The organism is Pseudoduganella aquatica (assembly GCF_020865585.1).
GTDB classification, from domain to species: Bacteria; Pseudomonadota; Gammaproteobacteria; order Burkholderiales; family Burkholderiaceae_D; genus Rugamonas; species Rugamonas aquatica_A.
On the sequence record NZ_CP086370.1, the window covers coordinates 194,793 to 213,042 of the forward strand.

Sequence of the window (18,250 nt, forward strand, 5' to 3'; positions counted from 1 at the left end):
CACGCATTACAGCTTGTTTTTCTCTTTGGCTTCCACGTCGATGGTGGACTTGTCGGCAACCTGCTGGGTCGAGCCGGTCGCGCCGGGAGCCTTGTTCTCTTCTTCGCTGCCCTTCACGCCGTCCTTGAAGCCTTTGACAGCCTTGCCCACGTCCGAGCCGATATTGCCCAGTTTTTTGGTGCCGAAGACCAGCATGATAATTACCAGTACCACCAGCCAGTGCCAGATGCTCATCGAACCCATCATATTCCCCTTGCGGAACGCAACGCGCCCCAAAAAATTGCGGTTAGTGCGGACAGTATACGCGAAGCGCGCCTGTCATGTGCTTGTCATGAAGAAGTAGCAATATTTCTTGCTACCAGTATAGCGCTCTCAGCGCTCGGTGCGCCACGGGTGCGGGCCGCCGATGATGTGCAGGTGCAGGTGGTAGATCTCCTGGCCGCCGTCCGGGCCGCTGTTGATCAGCGTCTTGTAGCCGCGCTGCGGCGCGCCGTCCTCGTCGTAGCCCACGGCCACGCCGTGCTCTTCGGCCAGGCGGGGCGCCAGCGCCAGCATCTTGCCCAGCAGCGGCGCGTGGCCGGCGTTGCAGTCGGACAAGGTGCTGATGTGGGTTTTCGGTATCACCAGCAGGTGCACCGGCGCGTGCGGATGAATATCCTTGAAGGCGAGCAATTCCTCGTCTTCATACACGATGGTCGATGGAATTTGTTTCTTAGCAATTTTGCAGAACAGGCAGTTTTCCACAACAACTCCAGTAGATTTATTCTTTGCGGGACGCTTTTTCCTCGATGCCGGACACGCCTTCGCGGCGCGCCAGCTCGTCGAGCACCTGTTGCGGCGTCAAACCGAACTGGGCCAGCATCACCATCGAATGGAACCACAAGTCGGCGCATTCGTACAGCACTTTGGAGGCATCGCCGCCGTGGCGCGCGTCTTTCGACGCCATCACGAACTCGGTGGCCTCCTCGCCGACCTTTTTCAGGATGGCGTCGTCGCCCTTGGCGAACAGCTTGGCCACATAGGAAGTGGCCGGGTCGCCGCCGTTGGCCGGCTTGCGCGATTCGATGGTGGCCGCCACGCGGTCCAGGATGGTGCTCATTTGCTTTTCGCTTCCGTGTAAATCGTGTCCGGGTCTTTCAGCACCGGCTCGCTGGCCTGCCAGTCGCCGTCCTTGGCGTCGCCGTCGAACTTGTTGAAGAAGCAGGAATGGCGGCCGGTGTGGCAGGCGATGCCGCCGGCCTGCTCGATCTTCAGCAGCACCACGTCCTCGTCGCAGTCCAGGCGCATTTCCAGCACCTTCTGCACATGGCCGGACTCCTCGCCCTTGTGCCACAGCTTCTTGCGCGAACGGCTCCAGTACACCGCTTCGCCCAGCTCCACGGTTTTATACAGCGCGTCGCGGTTCATCCAGGCGAACATCAGCACGTCGTTGCTGCCCGCCTCCTGGGCGATCACCGGCACCAGGCCGTGTTCGTCCCACTTGATCTTGTTCAGCCATTTGGCTTTCGCCACGCTGGGCGTCTGGGTCGGCATCATGATGAGATTTTCCTTATGTGTAAGCACCAGGCTCAGGCCAGGCGCATCGGAATGCCCTGCTGCGCCATGAAGCGCTTGGCTTCCTGCACGGTGTGCTGGCCGTAGTGGAAGATGCTGGCCGCCAGCACCGCGTCCGCGCGGCCCAGCTTGACGCCGTCGGCCAGGTCCTGCAGGCCGCCCACGCCGCCCGAGGCGATCACCGGAATGCCCACCGCGTCCGACACGGCGCGGGTCAGGCCCAGGTCGAAGCCGGACTTGGTGCCGTCGCGGTCCATGCTGGTGAGCAGCAGCTCGCCCGCGCCCAGCGATTCCATTTTCCTGGCCCACTCGACCGCGTCCAGGCCGGTGGCCTTGCGGCCGCCGTGCGTGAACACTTCCCAGCGGCCCGGCTGCACCTGCTTGGCGTCGATCGCCACCACGATGCACTGCGAACCGTGCTTCTGCGAAGCGTCGAACACCAGCTGCGGATTGGTCACGGCCGAGGTGTTCATGCTGACCTTGTCGGCGCCGGCGTTGAGCAGGCGGCGCACATCGGCCACCTCGCGCACGCCGCCGCCCACCGTCAGCGGAATGAAGACCTGGGACGCCACCGCCTCGATGATGTCGAGGATCAGGCCGCGGTTGTCGGACGAGGCCGTAATGTCGAGGAAGGTCAGCTCGTCGGCCCCCTGCTCGTCGTAGCGGCGGGCGATTTCCACCGGGTCGCCGGCGTCGCGCAGCTCGGTGAAGTTGACGCCTTTGACGACGCGGCCATCGGTCACGTCCAGGCAAGGAATGATGCGTTTTGCAAGCATGGTGGGATCAGTCTTCCAGACTGCCTTCCGTCAGTTCGTCGGCGCGCAGCTGGGCCGAGTTCAGGTCCAGCGTGCCTTCGTAGATCGAGCGGCCGCAGATCACGCCCTCGATGCCTTCGTCCTGCACCGCGCACAGCGCTTCCACGTCGGCCAGGTTGTGCAGGCCGCCGGAGGCGATCACGGGTATCTTCACCGCCTGCGCCAGTTTCACCGTCGCTTCGATGTTCACGCCGCCCATCATGCCGTCGCGGCCGATGTCGGTGTAGATAATGGATTCCACGCCGTAGGCTTCGAATTTCTGCGCCAAGTCGATCACCTCGTGGCCGGACATCTTGCTCCAGCCGTCGGTGGCGACCTTGCCGTCCTTGGCGTCCAGGCCGACGATGATGTGGCCGGGGAAGGCGCCGCAGGCGTCATGCAGGAAGCCCGGCTCTTTCACGGCGGCGGTGCCGATGATGACGTAGCTGATGCCGGCGTCCAGGTAGCGCTCGATGGTGTCGAGGTCGCGGATGCCGCCGCCCAGCTGCACGGGGATCTCGTCGATGTCGTTCTCTTCGGCGAATTCCTGCACCACTTTCAGGATGGCCTTGATCGCGCCTTCGTTTTTCGGCTTGCCGGCGAAGGCGCCGTTCAGGTCCACCAGGTGCAGGCGGCGCGCGCCCTGCTTCAGCCAGTGCAGCGCCATGTCGGCCGGGTTGTCGGAAAATACGGTGGCAAGTTCCATATCGCCTTGTTTCAGGCGCACGCAGTGACCGTCTTTGAGGTCGATGGCAGGAATGAGCAGCATAGTCAGTGTAGGTGAGGTGAGTTTAAGGTTGGGATAGGCTTAAGGTTGCCAATGCACGAAATTCTTATACAGCTGCAGGCCCACGGCGGCGCTCTTCTCCGGGTGGAACTGGGTGGCGAACACGTTCTCGCGCGCCACGGCGCAGCAGAACGGCGTGCCGTACACGGTTTCGCCCACGCTGTGCGCGGCGTCGCCCGGCTGCACGTAATAGCTGTGTACAAAATAAAAGTAGCTGTTGTCCGGAATGCCGGCCCACATGGCATGAGACGCGCGCTGGCGCACTTGGTTCCAGCCCATTTGCGGCACTTTGAAGCGCGAGCCGTCTTCCTGCAGCTGGCCGTCCAGCTGGAAGCGCACGACTTTGCCCGGTAGCAAGCCCAGGCCTTGCGCGTCGCCCTCTTCGGACGAGTCGAACAGCATCTGCTCGCCGATGCACACGCCCATCAGCGGCTTGGTCTCGGCCGCGCGCAGCAGCGCGTCCTGGACGCCGGATTCGCGCAGGCTGCGCATGCAGTCCGGCATGGCGCCCTGGCCGGGCAGCACGATGCGGTCGGCATTCTCGATGTCGGCCACTTGCCCGGAGATGACGATGTCGGCTTCCGGCGCCACGGCGCGCAGGGCTTGCGCCACCGAGCGCAGATTGCCCATGCCGTAATCCACAACAACAATTTTCTTCATAATGCCATTCAAGCAGAGACAGCGCGGCCCGCGCAAGGGCAATCCGCGCTGCGATTGATTACAAGCTACCTTTGGTCGACGGTATGGTGCCGGCGGCGCGTTCGTCCAGCGTGGTGGCCATGCGCAGCGCGCGGCCGAAAGCCTTGAACACGGTTTCGCATTGATGGTGCGCATTGGTGCCGCGCAAGTTGTCGATATGCAAGGTCACCAGCGCGTGGTTGACGAAGCCGCGGAAGAATTCCAGCGTCAGGTCCACGTCGAAGCCGCCTATCATGGCGCGCGTGAACGGGATGTGGTATTCGATGCCTGGGCGGCCGGAAAAATCGATCACCACGCGCGACAGCGCCTCGTCCAGCGGCACATAGGAGTGGCCGTAGCGAACGATGCCCTTCTTGTCGCCGATGGCCTTGGCGAAGGCCATGCCCAGCGTGATGCCCACGTCTTCCACCGTGTGGTGGTTGTCGATATGGATGTCGCCGGTGGCTTCCACTTCCAGGTCGAACAGGCCGTGGCGGGCGATCTGGTCCAGCATATGGTCCAGGAAAGGAACGCCCGTGTTCAGCTTCTGCACGCCGGTGCCATCCAGGTTGATGGCGACACGGATCTGGGTCTCGTTGGTGTTGCGGGTGATTTCTGCGGTGCGGTTCATGGAAAGCTCTACGTTGGTCTTAGGCTGCCTGCGAGGCTTTAAATGCTTCGAGGAAAGCGGCGTTCTCGTCCGGGGTACTGACCGTGATGCGCAGGCAATTGGCCAGCACACTGTGCATTTTACCCACATTTTTGACCAGCACCTTGCGTGACAGCAGATAGGCATTGGCCGCGTCGGCGTCGGGCACCCGGACGAGGATGAAGTTGGCGGCGGAGGGGAACACTTGCACGCCGGGTACGGCGGCCAAGGCCTCGGCCAGCAGGGCGCGTTGTTCGCGCAGGATGGCGGCTTGCTGGTTGAGCACGTCGATGTTGTCGAGTGCAAATTCGGCGGCGACTTGCGTCAGCACGTTCACATTATACGGCGGACGGACCTTGTCGAACTGCTCCAGCAGGTTCGGCGCGGCCGACATATAGCCGAGGCGGATGCCGGCCAGGCCCAGCTTGGACACGGTGCGCATCACCACCAGGTTGTCGAACTCGGGCAGGCGGCCCATGAAGCTCTGCTGGGCGAAGGGCTCGTAGGCCTCGTCCACCACGGCAAGGCCGGTGTCGCCCAGCGCCTCGATGATGGCGACCACGTCTTGCTCGCTGAACAGGTTGCCGGTGGGGTTGTTCGGATACGACAGGTAGACCAGCGCCGGCTTGTGCTGGGCGATGGCGGCCAGCATGGCGGGCAGGTCCAGCGTCAGGTCGTCCTTCAGCGGCACGCCGACGAAGTCCATGCCGGCGAATTGCGCCGAGCGGGCGTACATGACGAAGGTGGGCAGCGGCGCCAGCACCACGGCGCGGCGGTCCTGGCGGGCGCAGGCCATGTCCAGGATGGAGATCAGCTCATCGGAGCCATTGCCCAGCAGGACGTCGTAGCCGGCCGGCACGCCGAGCTGCTTGCAGATGCGCTCTTTCACGCTGGCGTAGGAGGCCACGGGGTAGCGGTTCAGCGCCACGTTGGCCAGGCGGGTGGCCAGCTCGGTGGCCAGATGCTCGGGCAGCGGGTAAGGATTTTCCATCGCGTCCAGTTTGATAAAACCGCTTGCATCTGCCACGTGGTAGCCGGGAATGGCCAGTACGTCGGAACGGATGGTGTTGCGGATGAGACTGTCGATGGACATCTTGCTGCACTCCTTAAGTTAAATGGTAACTTCTTCGGGGGGCGCCTTTTTTATGGCGCGTGATCGTTTCGGCGCCGCCGGCTTGGGCGCGGCGGCCTTCTTGGTTGCGGGTTTCTTTTTCGGCGCGGCGGCCTTGGGCTCGGCCTTGGCCTTGGCCTTCACTGCGGCCTTCGCTTTCGGCTTGGCCTTGGGTTTGGCTTTCGCCTTGGCCGGGGCGTCCGGCGCGGCGGCCAGCGCCAGCGCCTCGATGGTTTCCAGCGCGGCCAGGCGCTCGTTGATGATGGCGCAGTATTCCGGGTTCAGCTCGAAGCCGACGAACTGGCGCCCGCAGCGGCGCGCGGCCAGCGCGGTGGTGCCGCTGCCCATGAACAGGTCCAGCACCACGCCGCCCGGCGGGCACGAGGCCTTGACCATGCGCTCGATAATCTCGAGCGGCTTCTGCGTCGGGTGGTTGGCGCGCTCCGGATGCTCGCGGTGCAGGCGCGACACGCTCCACACGTCCTTCGGGTTGTAGCCCACTTCCAGCCACTTGGCGCCGATGAAGATGGAGCGCGAGCGCGCCTTCTTGGTTTCGGCGTCGTAGGGAATGCGCACTGCGTCCAGGTCGAAGTAGTAGTCCTTGCGGCCGACGAAGAAGCCCACCGTGTCGTGCACAGACGAGTAGCTGCGCACGCTGCCGCCCATGGACGGCACGCGGCGGTCCCAGATGATTTCATTCATCATCGTCATGCGCTGCTTCAGCATGACGAAGATCTCCGGCGAAAAGCGCCAGGTCAGAAAGATGTACAGGCTGCCGTTGGGCTTGAGCTTGGGCAGCGCCGCGTCTATCCACTGCTCGGTCCAGCGCAGGTATTCCTCCACCGTTTGCTGGTCCGATGCATTGCCGTAGTCCTTGCCCAGGTTGTAGGGCGGATCGGTCAGGATCAGATCGACGGAACCGTCCGGGATGCGCGCCAGTCCGGCCAGCGCATCCTCGCAGAAGACCTGGTTGAGCCAGTCGCTCATCAGTCTTTGATCCTCAGCTCCGCGCTGCGGGCGTGCGCCTGCAGGCCTTCGCCGTAGGCCAGTTCGGCCGCGACCTTGCCCAGCGTTTGCGCGCCGGCTTCGGACACGTAGATGATGGACGAGCGCTTCTGGAAGTCGTACACGCCCAGCGGCGACGAGAAGCGCGCGGTGCGCGAAGTCGGCAGCACGTGGTTCGGGCCGCAGCAGTAGTCGCCCAGCGATTCGGACGAGTAGCGGCCCAGGAACATGGCGCCCGCGTGGCGGATCTTGTCGGCCCATTGCTGCGGCTCGGCGGCGGAGATCTCGAGGTGCTCGGCGGCGATGCTGTTGGCGATGGCGCAGGCTTCGTCCATGTCGCGCACTTTCACCAGCGCGCCGCGGTCGTTCAGCGAGGTGCGTATCACTTCCTGGCGCGGCATCTGGGGCAGTAACTTTGCTATGCTGGCCTCCACTTGCGCGATGTAGTCCGCGTCCGGGCAGAGGAGGATGGCTTGCGCCAGCTCGTCGTGCTCGGCCTGCGAGAACAGGTCCATGGCCACCCAGTCCGGGTCCGTGGTGCCGTCGCACACGATCAGGATCTCGGACGGACCGGCGATCATGTCGATGCCGACGGTGCCGAACACGCGGCGCTTGGCGGCGGCCACGTAGGCGTTGCCGGGGCCGACGATCTTGTCCACGGCGGTGATGGTCTCGGTGCCGTAGGCCAGCGCGCCGACTGCCTGCGCGCCGCCGATGGTGATGACGCGGGTAACGCCTGCCAGCGCGGCGGCGGCCAGCACCATCTGGTTCTTCACGCCGTCCGGCGTGGGCACCACCATGATGATTTCGCCCACGCCCGCCACCTGCGCGGGAATCGCGTTCATCAGCACGGACGATGGGTAGGCAGCCTTGCCGCCCGGGACGTAGATGCCCACGCGGTCCAGCGGCGTGATGCGCTGGCCCAGCACGGTGCCGTCAGGCTCGGTGTAGGTGAAGCCTTGCAGCTCCTGCTTCTGGCGCTCGTGGAATACGCGGATGCGGTCGGCCGCCACTTGCAGCGCGGCGCGCTGGCTTGCGGGCAGCGCGTCCAGCGCGGCTTGCAGTTCGGCCTGCGGCAGGTCCAGCGTGTCCACCGAGGCGGCGCCGCCATTGGGCAGGCGGTCGAAGCGGTTGGTGTATTCCAGCACGGCGGCGTTGCCGCGCGCTTTTACGTCGGCCAGGATCTTGGCGACAGCGGTTTCGATGGCGTCGTCGGTGGACGCTTCGAAGGCCAGCAGCGCGTCCAGGGTCGATTTAAAACCAACAGCGGACGAATCGAGTTTGCGGATCTGTATCGTCATTACTTCACCTTTTTCGAAGCACGCTCAAAGGCTTCGATAATCGGTTGCAGACGCTGGCGCTTGAGCTTGAGCGCCGCCTGGTTCACCACCAGGCGCGAGGAGATGTCCATGATCTCTTCGACTTCCACCAGGTTGTTGGCGCGCAGCGTGCTGCCGGTCGACACCAGGTCGACGATGGCGTCCGACAGGCCCACCAGCGGCGCCAGCTCCATCGAGCCGTACAGCTTGATCAGGTCCACGTGCACGCCCTTGGCGGCGAAGTGCTCGCGCGCGGTGGTGGTGAACTTGGTGGCCACGCGCAGGCGCGCGCCCTGGCGCACGGCCGCTTCGTAGTCGAAACCGGATTTCACAGCGACCGACATGCGGCACTGCGCGATGTTCAAATCCACGGGCTGGTACAAGCCCTCGCCGCCGTGCTCGATCAGCACGTCCTTGCCGGCCACGCCGAAGTCCGCCGCGCCATGCTGCACATAGGTCGGCACGTCGGTGGCGCGCACGATCAGCACGCGCACATTGGGGTCGTTGGTGGCCAGGATCAGCTTGCGCGAAGTTTCCGGATTCTCGGTGACGGTGATGCCGGCTGCCTCCAGCAGCGGCAAGGTGTCTTCGAAAATACGGCCCTTCGACAGCGCAAGGATCAGCTGGGAATTGGCGTCGCTGTTAAATCCGCTCATGATGGTCTCTTTACTTGATTCGGCTGATGTTGGCGCCGATCGCCTGCAGCTTCACTTCCATGCGGTCGTAGCCGCGGTCGAGGTGGTAGATGCGGTCGATCAGCGTTTCGCCCTTGGCGGCCAGGCCTGCGATCACCAGCGAAGCCGAAGCGCGCAGGTCGGTCGCCATCACGGGCGCGCCCACCAGCTGATCCACGCCTTTGATAAAGGCCGTGTTGCCGTCGGTTTCAATTGCCGCGCCCAGGCGGTTCATCTCCTGGACGTGCATGAAGCGGTTCTCGAAAATGGTTTCGGTCACGCGGCTGGGGCCATTGGCGATGGTGTTCACCGCCATGAATTGGGCCTGCATATCGGTCGGGAAGCCAGGGTATTCGGTGGTACGGAAAGTCACCGGGTTCGGGCGCGCATCCATTTGCGCGCGGATGGTGTCTTTGCCTATGGTCATTTGCAGGCCGACTTCGCGCAGCTTGTCGAGCGCCGCGTCCATGATGTCGGTGCGGGTGTTGCGCAGCGTGATGTCGCCGCCGGTGGCCGCGACGGCGCACAGGAAGGTGGCCGCTTCGATGCGGTCCGAGATCACGGAGTGCGATGCGCCGTGCAGTTCCGGCACGCCCTGGATCACCAGGCGGTCGGTGCCGATGCCTTCGATCCTGGCGCCCATGGCCACCAGCAGGTTGGCCAGGTCGGTCACTTCCGGCTCGCGCGCGGCGTTTTCCAGGATGGTCTCGCCTTCGGCCAGGGTGGCGGCCATCAGCAGGTTCTCGGTGCCGGTCACCGTGATCATGTCGGTGACGATGCGGGCGCCCTTCAGTTTTTTGCACTTGGCGTAGATGTAGCCGGCGTCGATGGTGATCTCGGCGCCCAGCGCCTGCAGGCCCTTGATGTGCTGGTCCACCGGACGCGAGCCGATGGCGCAGCCGCCCGGCAGCGACACCTTCGCTTCGCCGAAACGCGCCAGCAGCGGACCCAGTACCAGGATGGAGGCGCGCATGGTTTTCACCAGCTCATACGGCGCTTCCAGCTTGTCGATGGCGCTGCCGTTCAGCGTGACATTTTCGCCGTCCTGCTGCACTTTCAGGCCGGTCTGGCCCAGCAGCTTGAGCATGGTGGCCACGTCGTGCAGATGCGGCACATTGTCCAGCACCACGTCGCCCGAAGTGAGCAGGCCGGCGCACAGGATGGGCAGCGCCGCGTTCTTGGCGCCGGAGATGGTGACGTCGCCGACCAGGCGCTTGCCGCCCGTGATGAGGAGTTTGTCCATGGTGTGTGTCCTTAGCCTTTGTATTCTTCCGGGGTCAGCGTTTTCATCGACAGCGCGTGGATTTCTTCGCGCATGCGGTCGCCCAGCGCCGCGTACACCAGCTGGTGGCGCTGGATGGGGCGCTTGCCGGCAAACGCCGGCGAGACGATCACGGCCTGGAAGTGCTGGCCGTCGCCCTCCACTTCGAGGTGGGTGCATTCGAGGCCGGCCTTGATGTAGCCGTGGATTGCTTCTGGAGTCGTGGTCATGGTGTTGGTCCTATCAGTGGCGCAGGCGGTATCCGCTGCTCAATAAACGTATAGCCAGCATCGACAGCACGGCCAGGAAGGCGCCGACGATGCCGAGGCTGATGAAGGGGTTGACGTCGCTCTGGCCGAAGAAGCCGTGGCGGAAGCCGTCTATCATGTAGAAGAACGGGTTCAGGTGCGACACGGTGAGCCAGAACGGCGGCAGCGAGTGGATCGAGTAGAACACGCCGGACAGGAAGGTCAGCGGCATGATCAGGAAGTTCTGGAACGCGGCCAGCTGGTCGAATTTCTCGGCCCAGATGCCGGCGATCAGGCCCATGGTGCCCAGGATGGCGGCGCCCAGCAGCGCGAACACCAGTATCCACAGCGGCGCCACGAAGCTCATATTGGCGAACCAGGCGGTGACGATGAACACGCCCGCGCCCACCACGATGCCGCGCACCATGGCCGCGATCACATAAGCCGAGAAGATCTCCCAGTGCGACAGGGGCGTGAGCAGCACGAACACCAGGTTGCCGGTGATCTTGGACTGGATCAGCGAGGACGAGGAATTGGCGAAGGCGTTCTGCAGCACGCTCATCATCACCAAGCCGGGAATCAGGAAGGCCGTGTAGCTCACGCCCGGATACACCTGCACGCGGCCTTCGAGCACATGGCCGAAGATCAGCAGGTAAAGCATGGCGGTGAGGATGGGCGCGGCCACGGTTTGCGTAGCGACTTTGTAGAAGCGCAGCGTCTCTTTGTAAACGAGGGTGCGGAAGCCGGTCGAAATCATAATGCGCCCTTGTCCATAATTTGCAGGAAGATGTCTTCCAGGTCGGCGTTCTGCAGCTGCATCTCGTCGATGGCGGCGCCGCTCTCGCGCACGCGCGCCAGGATGGGCTCCACTTCGCTCACTTCGTTGATGCGCAGGCTGTACTTGCCCTGCGCCGCTTCTTCAGGATGCGTGACCAGGTGGCGCAAGTCTTCCGGCAGCGTGCCGTTTTTCAGGTGCAGGATCAGCGAGGAGCCGGAAATGCGGCGTATCAGCGCGGACATGGTGTCCAGCGCCACCACCTTGCCGGTCTTCAGCATGGCGACGCGCTTGCACATGGCCTGCGCTTCTTCCAGGTAGTGGGTGGTGAGCACCACGGTGTGGCCTTCGCGGTTCAGGCGCGAGATGAATTTCCACAGCGTCTGGCGCAGTTCCACGTCCACGCCGGCGGTCGGCTCGTCGAGCACGATGACGGGCGGCTTGTGCACCAGCGCCTGCGCCACCAGCACGCGGCGCTTCATGCCGCCGGACAGGGCGCGCATATTCACGTCGGCCTTGCCGGTCAGGTCGAGGTTTTCCATCACCTCGTCGATCCACTTGTCGTTGTTCGGCAGGCCGAAGTAGCCGGACTGCAGGCGCAGCGTTTCGCGCACGGTGAAGAAGGGGTCGAACACCAGTTCCTGCGGCACCACGCCGAGCTTCTTGCGCGCGGCGCGGAAGTCGCCCGTGACGTCGTGGCCGTGGATGCTGACCTTGCCCGCGTCGGGACGGATCAGGCCCGCGATGATGGAGATAAGTGTGGTTTTTCCGGCACCATTGGGGCCGAGCAGGCCGAAGAATTCGCCCTCCTCGATGGTGAGGGAGACGCCGCCCAGTGCCTGCAGCGACTTGTAGCGCTTTTCGACATTGCTGATTTGGATTGCTGTCATGCTTGGCTTTATGTTTTGGCTACGGCACGGTGACCGTCGCGGGAAGGGCACGAGACCCGGAGGTGCGATATGCCGTGGCACTCAGGCAACGGCAACGGTCAATTATATTGGAAAATGGACTCGGCCACGACGGACCGGGAAACTGCTGATACGGGTGCTGCGGTACTGCGCGGGGGTATGGCGGGGGTCAATGATGGTGGTGATGCTGCGGCACGTCGGCCGCCGGGCTGCTGCTTGGGCCGCATTCGGCCAGCGAGGGCGATACCAGCGCGCACACGCCGTACAGCTTGGTGAGGCTTTTCAGGTTGGCCGGCAGGTTTTTCAGCTCGAGCGCCAGGCCCGCTTCCTGCGCGGCGCGCTGCCACGCCAGCAGCACCGACACGGCGGCCGAATCGACCGCCTCCACCTTGCTCAGGTCGAACACGGCCTGGCCGGCGCGGATCGCCGCCACGCCCTGCTCCAGCGCCACGGTGGCGTTGGACACGGTCAGGGACGTGAGGGATTGCATGGTGTCGGTGGATGCGGACATGGTTTTTCGGTCGATTATTTAGCGGAAGCAGCCTTGATCGGGCGGCTGGCCAGCTTCTTGTTCTTTTCGGACAAGGTCTTGATCAGGCCGTCGATGCCGCCCTTGGTGATTTCCGAGGCGAAGGTGCTCTTGTAGGTCTCGACCAGCCACGCGCCCAGCACGTTGATGTCGTAGATCTTCCAGCCGGTAGGCGACTTGGCCACGCGGTAGTTCAGCGGAATCGGCTCGCCGCGGGCCACGTTGACCTGGGAACGCACTTCCACTTCGGTGTCGCTAGGATCGGCGCGCAGGGGCTTGAATTCGATGGTTTCGTTTTTCACCTGGGACAGGGCGCCCGAGTAGGTGAAGATCAGCAGCGAACGGAACTCGGTGGACAGCTGCTTCTGCTGTTCCGGGCTCGCTTCGCGCCAGTAGCGGCCGGCGGCCAGCGAAGTCATGCGCTGGAAGTCGACGTAAGGCAGGATCTTGGTTTCCACCAGGTCCATCACGCGCTTCTGGTTGCCGGCCTGGATTTCCTTGTCGGCCTTGGCGGTGTCCAGCACGTCCTGGCTGATGCGCTTGACCAGCACGTCCGGCGCTTCATTGCCGGCCGGGGCGGCCGCGGGCGCAGCGGCGGCGAAGGCCGCGGACGCGAAAGCGACCGTGGCGAAGGCGAAAAGTTGTTTTATCAATTTCATCTCTGTTTAACCTTATAGTGTTTGCTTCGGGCTCACAGGCTGGCGTTCTTATCCGCAGCCGGTGCCGCCATTATAGCCTCGCCAGTGGCAGGCGCCGCCTCGTTGCCGTTTTCGGCATCGGCGGCGGCCGGCTTGGCCTTGTCCTTATCCTTGCCGCCGCGCGGACCGTCGCCGTCGTTGACCTTGCTTTCACGTGCCTGCAGGAAACTATCACGCACGAACTCATAGCGGTCCAGCGCGGCTTCTTCCATCAGGCTGGTGGCATCCAGCAGGCTGGCGCGCTTGTCGATCACGCGGGTAACGCTGCCGATGTTGCGCACGTTGACAGGATCTTTGTAGCCCCATGGGTCGGCCTTGATGTCCAGCGGCAGCGCCACGGTGTCGCGCACGGTGGACGGACCCAGCAGCGGCAGCATCAGGTAGGGACCGGATTGCACGCCCCAGTAGCCCAGGGTCTGGCCGAAATCTTCGTTATGCTTCTTCAGGCCCGCTTCGGAAGCGATGTCGAGCACGCCCAGCAGGCCGAAGGTGGAGTTCAGCGCCACGCGCATCACGTCCGACATGCCCTGCTCGCCCTTGCCTTGCATAAAGCCGTTGGCGGCGGTCCACACGTCCGACAGATTGCCGAAGAAGTTGCTCACGCCGGTCTGCACGAAGGACGGCAGCACGTTCTTGTAGGCGGTGGCGGCCGGTTTCAGCGCGGCCTGGTCCACCGTGTCGTTGAACTTGAACATGCTGCGGTTGAAGCCCTCGTAGGGGTCGCGCGGGTTGGGGCCGGCGCAGCCGGTCAGCACGGCGGCAGCCGCTACAGTCAATGCCAGGTGACGGAACTTGGTCGATGCGCTCATATTATTTGCCATCCTTTCCTTCAGCTGCTTTGCTGTAGATGAATTGGTTGATCAGGTCTTCCAGCACGGCGGCCGACTGGGTGCGCGCGATCTTGTCGCCCGCCACCAGGTTGTTGGTGTCGCCGCCGGCTTCGATGCCGATATATTGCTCGCCCAGCAGGCCGGCCGTCAGGATCTTGGCCGAGCTGTCTTTCGGGAAGGCGTAGCCGGTTTCCATATTCAGGGTCACCAGCGCTTTATAGGACTTGTCGTCGAAGCGGATGCGGGCCACGCGGCCCACCACCACGCCGGACGCCTTGACTGCGGCCTGCTCGCGCAGGCTGCCGATATTGTCGAACTTGGCGGTCACTTCATATGTCGGGGCGAACGACAGCGAACTCGCATTGCCGGCCTTGAGCGCCAGGAAGGCCAGTGCGGCCACGCCCAGCACGACAAACAAACCCACCCACAGATCCAGAGATTTACGTTGCATAACACTATCCTAACTTGTTTTTATTTCTTCGGCGCACGGTGCCGTTATTTGCTAAACATCAAAGCCGTCAGCATGAAGTCCAGCCACCAGATCATCAGGGACGAAATCACCACGGTGCGGGTGGTGGCGCCGGCCACGTCTTCCGGCGTGGGGCGGGCCTCATAGCCCTGGTACAGCGAAATGAAGGTGATGGCCACGCCAAACACGATGCTCTTGGCGAATCCGTTGAACACGTCTTTCCAGATATCCACGCCGCCCTGCATTTGCGACCAGAACGCGCCCTCGTCCACGCCGATCAGCTGCACGCCGACCAGGTAGCCGCCGAAGATGCCCACGGCGCTGAAAATGGACGCCAGCACCGGCACGGCGATCACGCCGGCCCAGAAACGGGGCGCCAGCACGCGCTGCACGGGGTTGACCGCCATCATTTCCATGGCCGACAGCTGCTCGCCGGCCTTCATCAGGCCGATCTCCGCCGTCAGCGAGGTGCCGGCGCGGCCGGCGAACAGCAGCGCGGTGATGACCGGCCCCAGTTCGCGCGTCAGGCCCAGCGCCACCAGCAGGCCGAGCGACTGCTCGGCGCCGTATTTGTTCAGCGTGTAATAGCCCTGCAGGCCCAGCACCATGCCGACGAAGAGGCCGGACAGCGTGATGATGAGCATGGAATAATTGCCGATGAAGTGCAATTGCTCGATGATGAGGCGCGGACGGCGCAGCAGGCCGGGCGACACGCCCAGCATGTAGAAGAAGGTGCGTGTCGCGTAGCCGACGCCTTCGATGTGTTCGCGTACCCAGATGCCCAGGCGCTCCAGCAGACCGGCGATCATGCGCGCTCCTTCAGGCCGAGATCGGCCGCCAGGGACTTGCCCGGGTAGTGGAAGGGCACGGGGCCGTCGGCCTCGGCGTGCACGAACTGCTTCACGTAGGGGTCGGAGGAGGCCATCATCTCGTCCGGCGTGCCGTGCGCGACGATTTTGCCTTGCGACAGGAAATACACGTGGTCGGCGATGTGGAAAGATTCCTTCACGTCGTGCGAGACCAGGATGGTGGTCGAGCCGAGCGCGTCGTTCAGGTTGCGGATCAGGTTGGCGGTCACGCCCATCGATATCGGGTCCAGGCCGGCGAACGGCTCATCGTACATAATCAGTTGCGGGTCCAGCGCGATGGAGCGCGCCAGGGCCACGCGGCGCGCCATGCCGCCGGAGATCTCGCCCGGCTTGAGCTTGGCGGCGTTGCGCAGGCCCACGGCGTGCAGCTTCATCAGCACCAGGTCGCGTATCAGTTCTTCCGGCAGGTCGGTGTGCTCGCGCAGCGGGAAGGCCACGTTTTCGTACACGGAAAGGTCGGTAAACAGCGCGCCGTGCTGGAACAGCATGCCCATTTTGCGGCGCAGCAGATACAGGTCGTCGGTCTTCAATTTGTGAACAATCTGGCCGTCCACCGACACGTGGCCCTTGGACGGGCGGATCTGGCCGCCGATCAGGCGCAGCACCGTGGTTTTGCCGCTGCCGGAGCCGCCCATCACCGCCACCACCTTCCCGCGCGGGAAGTCCATCTGGAGGCCCGACAGGATGGACCTTTTTCCATAGGAGAAGTGTAAATCACGGATTTCGACTAGATTCGGCACGACCACGCTCACTTTTTTGAATCCCGTATTGTAGTGCAGAAACGCCAACCTCTGCTGAGAGCTCCTCCGGGAGAGGGAGACAAGAGGCAAATAATACAACATTAATAACCAGAAAGTCAGCAACACATCTGGAAAGGTATGTGAATTGCTGCAACGCAGCAACAGCGAGCGCTGTTTGATCTCGCTGCAGCCATGGCCTACACTGAAGTATCTACATCTGTTTCTACAGGAGCGATGCCATGGCAAGGCAAGTACTCAAGAAGTGGGGCAACAGCACGGCGGTCCGGTTGCCCGCAGCGGTGATGGAAGCCGCCAATCTGGCAGTCGACCAAGCCGTTGACGTGCGCGCTGAGCATGGGCGCGTCATTATCGAAGCGGCGGCGCCCATCTATCTGCTTGATGACCTGCTTGAAGGCATCACGCCGGAAAACCGCCACGGCGAGGTCGATACCGGCGCGCCGCAAGGCAAAGAGCTGCTGTGACCGGCACCGCCTACGTCCCGGACGAAGGCGACATCGTCTGGATGAACTTCACCCCGCAAAGCGGCCACGAACAGGCCGGCCGCCGCCCTGCCGTCGTCCTGTCGCCAAAATCCTACAATCTGCGCGCCGGCTTGCTGGTCTGCGTGCCGGTCAGTCAAATCAAAGGCTATCCATTTGAAGTCGCCCTGACCGGCATGGGCGCAACCGGCGCCGCACTGGCGGACCAGGTAAAAAACGTGGACTGGCAGACCCGCAAGGCGGAACATAAAGGCAAGGCCAGCGCCGCCGAGATGGGCCAGATCCGCGCCAAAATCAAAACCCTGCTGCGGCTATAAAAAAAACCGGAGCCAACGAGGATCGCCCGTCGTGCTCCGGTGGGAGTGAAAACCACTACTTGGGAATCAGCGCGGCAGGTCGGACGAGCCCATCAGGAATTCGTCGACTGCGCGGGCGCACTGGCGGCCTTCGCGGATGGCCCAGACCACCAGGGACTGGCCACGGCGCATGTCGCCCGCTGCAAACACTTTCGGGACCGAGGTCTTGTAGCTGTTGTCGCCCTCGGTGGCGGCCTTGGCGTTGCCGCGCGCATCCTTGTCGACGCTGAAGGCGTCCAGGATGTTCTGCACCGGCGACACGAAACCCATGGCCAGGAACACCAGGTCGGCCTTCATTTCAAATTCGGAATTCGGCACTTCGGTCATCTTGCCGTCCTTCCACTCCACGCGGCAAGCGATCAGCTTCTCGACCTTGCCGCCCTTGCCTTCCAGGCGCTTGGTGGCCACCGCCCAGTCGCGCTCGCAGCCTTCGTCGTGCGAGGACGAGGTGCGCAGCTTGGTCGGCCAGTACGGCCAGACCAGGGGCTTGTTTTCCTGCTCGGGCGGCATGGGCATCAGCTCGAACTGGTTCACCGAGGCGGCGCCCTGGCGGTTGGAGGTGCCCACGCAGTCGGAACCGGTGTCGCCGCCGCCGATCACCACCACGTGCTTGCCGGTGGCCTTGATCTGGTCTTTCACCTTGTCGCCTGCGTTGACCTTGTTCTGCTGCGGCAGGAAGTCCATGGCGAAGTGCACGCCCTTGAGCTCGCGGCCAGGCACCGGCAGGTCGCGCGGCTGCTCCGCGCCGCCGGCCAGGATGACGGCGTCGAATTCTTTTTCCAGGTCTTCAGGGAAGATGGTTTCCTTGGCCCAGTTGTTGACGTTGGCCGGGAAGTCCTTGCCGATCAGCACGCTGGTGCGGAAGGTCACGCCTTCGGCCTGCATCTGCTCGACGCGGCGGTCGATATGCGACTTTTCCATCTTGAAGTCGGGAATGCCGTAGCGCAGCAGGCCGCCGATGCGGTCGCTCTTTTCGAACACCGTCACGGCATGGCCCACGCGCGCCAGCTGCTGGGCAGCGGCCAGGCCGGCAGGACCGGAACCGACCACGGCCACCTTCTTGCCGGTCTTGAAGCCGGCCGGCTGGGGAACAACCCAGCCGTGCGCCCAGCCTTCGTCGATGATCTTGTGCTCGATCGACTTGATGCCGACCGGATCGTCGCTGATGCCCAGGGTACAGGCCGATTCGCACGGCGCCGGGCAGATGCGGCCGGTGAACTCGGGGAAGTTGTTGGTCGAGTGCAGCACGTCCAGCGCGTCGCGGTAGTTGCCGCGATAAACCAGGTCATTCCAGTCCGGAATGATGTTGTTGACCGGGCAGCCGTTGTTGCAGAACGGGATGCCGCAGTCCATGCAGCGCGCGCCCTGCACTTTGGCCTGGTCGTTGCTCAGGTGGAGCACGAATTCCTTGTAGTTTTTCAGGCGCGCCTCGGGAGCCAGATAGCTCTCTTCCTGACGCTTGAATTCCATGAAGCCGGTGATTTTACCCACGATGT

Annotated in this window: 25 protein-coding genes; 2 read left to right on the plus strand and 23 right to left on the minus strand. The window is 63.5% G+C overall.

The features are described 5' to 3' along the window. Positions 1–6: 6 nt before the first annotated feature. From tatA to KT882_RS00830, 22 genes are all read right to left on the minus strand, one after another. Positions 7–243, minus strand: coding sequence for a Sec-independent protein translocase subunit TatA (gene tatA, locus KT882_RS00725; RefSeq protein WP_161070487.1), 237 nt, complete (start codon positions 241–243; stop codon positions 7–9). Positions 244–372: 129 nt separating this feature from the next. Continuing rightward, complete coding sequence (locus tag KT882_RS00730; RefSeq protein WP_161070403.1) at positions 373–744, minus strand: histidine triad nucleotide-binding protein; 372 nt, start codon at positions 742–744, stop codon at positions 373–375. Between the two features lie 16 nt (positions 745–760). Beyond that, positions 761–1,099 carry a phosphoribosyl-ATP diphosphatase gene (locus tag KT882_RS00735; protein WP_228894116.1) on the minus strand — a complete coding sequence of 113 codons (339 nt, stop codon included), beginning with the start codon at positions 1,097–1,099 and terminating at the stop codon, positions 761–763. Then, complete coding sequence (gene hisI / locus KT882_RS00740) at positions 1,096–1,533, minus strand: phosphoribosyl-AMP cyclohydrolase (protein ID WP_161070486.1); 438 nt, start codon at positions 1,531–1,533, stop codon at positions 1,096–1,098. The genes KT882_RS00735 and hisI overlap by 4 nt, the downstream gene beginning before the upstream one ends. 35 nt (positions 1,534–1,568) lie before the next feature. Then, complete coding sequence (hisF, locus tag KT882_RS00745) at positions 1,569–2,330, minus strand: imidazole glycerol phosphate synthase subunit HisF (protein ID WP_161070401.1); 762 nt, start codon at positions 2,328–2,330, stop codon at positions 1,569–1,571. A gap of 7 nt (positions 2,331–2,337) precedes the next feature. Next, positions 2,338–3,117, minus strand: a complete 780-nt coding sequence (gene hisA / locus KT882_RS00750) for a 1-(5-phosphoribosyl)-5-[(5-phosphoribosylamino)methylideneamino]imidazole-4-carboxamide isomerase (RefSeq protein WP_161070400.1) — start codon at positions 3,115–3,117, stop codon at positions 2,338–2,340. Positions 3,118–3,156: 39 nt separating this feature from the next. Then, on the minus strand, positions 3,157–3,795 hold the full coding sequence (gene hisH, locus KT882_RS00755) for an imidazole glycerol phosphate synthase subunit HisH (protein WP_161070399.1): 639 nt from the start codon (positions 3,793–3,795) through the stop codon (positions 3,157–3,159). A 58-nt stretch (positions 3,796–3,853) separates the two neighbouring features. Then, positions 3,854–4,444, minus strand: a complete 591-nt coding sequence (gene hisB, locus KT882_RS00760) for an imidazoleglycerol-phosphate dehydratase HisB (RefSeq protein WP_056399982.1) — start codon at positions 4,442–4,444, stop codon at positions 3,854–3,856. Positions 4,445–4,463: 19 nt separating this feature from the next. Further along, positions 4,464–5,555, minus strand: a complete 1,092-nt coding sequence (gene hisC, locus KT882_RS00765; RefSeq protein ID WP_228894117.1) for a histidinol-phosphate transaminase — start codon at positions 5,553–5,555, stop codon at positions 4,464–4,466. An 18-nt stretch (positions 5,556–5,573) separates the two neighbouring features. Beyond that, positions 5,574–6,560, minus strand: a complete 987-nt coding sequence (locus KT882_RS00770; protein WP_228894118.1) for a DNA-methyltransferase — start codon at positions 6,558–6,560, stop codon at positions 5,574–5,576. Next, positions 6,560–7,879, minus strand: a complete 1,320-nt coding sequence (gene hisD, locus KT882_RS00775; RefSeq protein ID WP_228894119.1) for a histidinol dehydrogenase — start codon at positions 7,877–7,879, stop codon at positions 6,560–6,562. Before hisD ends, KT882_RS00770 begins: the two co-directional genes overlap by 1 nt. Continuing rightward, entirely contained in the window at positions 7,879–8,553 is a 675-nt protein-coding gene (hisG, locus tag KT882_RS00780; protein ID WP_057154125.1) for an ATP phosphoribosyltransferase, read from the minus strand. The genes hisD and hisG overlap by 1 nt, the downstream gene beginning before the upstream one ends. Positions 8,554–8,563: 10 nt before the next feature. Further along, the gene (gene murA, locus KT882_RS00785; protein WP_228894120.1) at positions 8,564–9,814 is read right to left on the minus strand and encodes a UDP-N-acetylglucosamine 1-carboxyvinyltransferase; all 1,251 of its coding nucleotides are present in this window, start codon (positions 9,812–9,814) and stop codon (positions 8,564–8,566) included. A gap of 11 nt (positions 9,815–9,825) precedes the next feature. Continuing rightward, positions 9,826–10,062 (minus strand): BolA family protein, encoded by a 237-nt coding sequence (locus KT882_RS00790; protein WP_056400003.1) that lies wholly within the window; start codon positions 10,060–10,062, stop codon positions 9,826–9,828. 13 nt (positions 10,063–10,075) lie between these two features. Further along, on the minus strand, positions 10,076–10,837 hold the full coding sequence (locus tag KT882_RS00795; protein WP_161070393.1) for an ABC transporter permease: 762 nt from the start codon (positions 10,835–10,837) through the stop codon (positions 10,076–10,078). Next, positions 10,834–11,745, minus strand: coding sequence for an ABC transporter ATP-binding protein (locus tag KT882_RS00800; protein ID WP_228894121.1), 912 nt, complete (start codon positions 11,743–11,745; stop codon positions 10,834–10,836). The genes KT882_RS00795 and KT882_RS00800 overlap by 4 nt, the downstream gene beginning before the upstream one ends. Before the next feature lie 187 nt (positions 11,746–11,932). Beyond that, on the minus strand, positions 11,933–12,274 hold the full coding sequence (locus KT882_RS00805) for an STAS domain-containing protein (protein ID WP_161070391.1): 342 nt from the start codon (positions 12,272–12,274) through the stop codon (positions 11,933–11,935). Between the two features lie 14 nt (positions 12,275–12,288). Further along, positions 12,289–12,951, minus strand: a complete 663-nt coding sequence (locus KT882_RS00810) for an MlaC/ttg2D family ABC transporter substrate-binding protein (RefSeq protein WP_161070390.1) — start codon at positions 12,949–12,951, stop codon at positions 12,289–12,291. A 32-nt stretch (positions 12,952–12,983) separates the two neighbouring features. Continuing rightward, on the minus strand, positions 12,984–13,799 hold the full coding sequence (locus KT882_RS00815; RefSeq protein ID WP_161070389.1) for an MlaA family lipoprotein: 816 nt from the start codon (positions 13,797–13,799) through the stop codon (positions 12,984–12,986). Between the two features lies 1 nt (position 13,800). Beyond that, positions 13,801–14,271: an outer membrane lipid asymmetry maintenance protein MlaD gene (gene mlaD, locus KT882_RS00820; RefSeq protein WP_161070388.1), complete on the minus strand. Its 471-nt coding sequence runs from the start codon at positions 14,269–14,271 to the stop codon at positions 13,801–13,803. 44 nt (positions 14,272–14,315) lie between these two features. After that, a complete protein-coding gene (mlaE, locus tag KT882_RS00825) occupies positions 14,316–15,098 on the minus strand; it encodes a lipid asymmetry maintenance ABC transporter permease subunit MlaE (protein WP_161070387.1) in 783 nt (260 codons plus the stop codon). Then, positions 15,095–15,898: an ABC transporter ATP-binding protein gene (locus KT882_RS00830; protein ID WP_161070386.1), complete on the minus strand. Its 804-nt coding sequence runs from the start codon at positions 15,896–15,898 to the stop codon at positions 15,095–15,097. Before KT882_RS00830 ends, mlaE begins: the two co-directional genes overlap by 4 nt. A 239-nt stretch (positions 15,899–16,137) precedes the next feature. Between KT882_RS00830 and KT882_RS00835 the strand changes: the two genes are divergently transcribed. Continuing rightward, positions 16,138–16,380, plus strand: coding sequence for an AbrB/MazE/SpoVT family DNA-binding domain-containing protein (locus tag KT882_RS00835; protein WP_161070385.1), 243 nt, complete (start codon positions 16,138–16,140; stop codon positions 16,378–16,380). Further along, positions 16,377–16,715, plus strand: coding sequence for an endoribonuclease MazF (gene mazF / locus KT882_RS00840; protein ID WP_228894122.1), 339 nt, complete (start codon positions 16,377–16,379; stop codon positions 16,713–16,715). The genes KT882_RS00835 and mazF overlap by 4 nt, the downstream gene beginning before the upstream one ends. A gap of 66 nt (positions 16,716–16,781) precedes the next feature. Here the strand turns inward: mazF and KT882_RS00845 are convergent, their stop codons facing one another. Then, complete coding sequence (locus KT882_RS00845; protein ID WP_161070384.1) at positions 16,782–18,245, minus strand: glutamate synthase subunit beta; 1,464 nt, start codon at positions 18,243–18,245, stop codon at positions 16,782–16,784. Positions 18,246–18,250 lie beyond the last annotated feature (5 nt).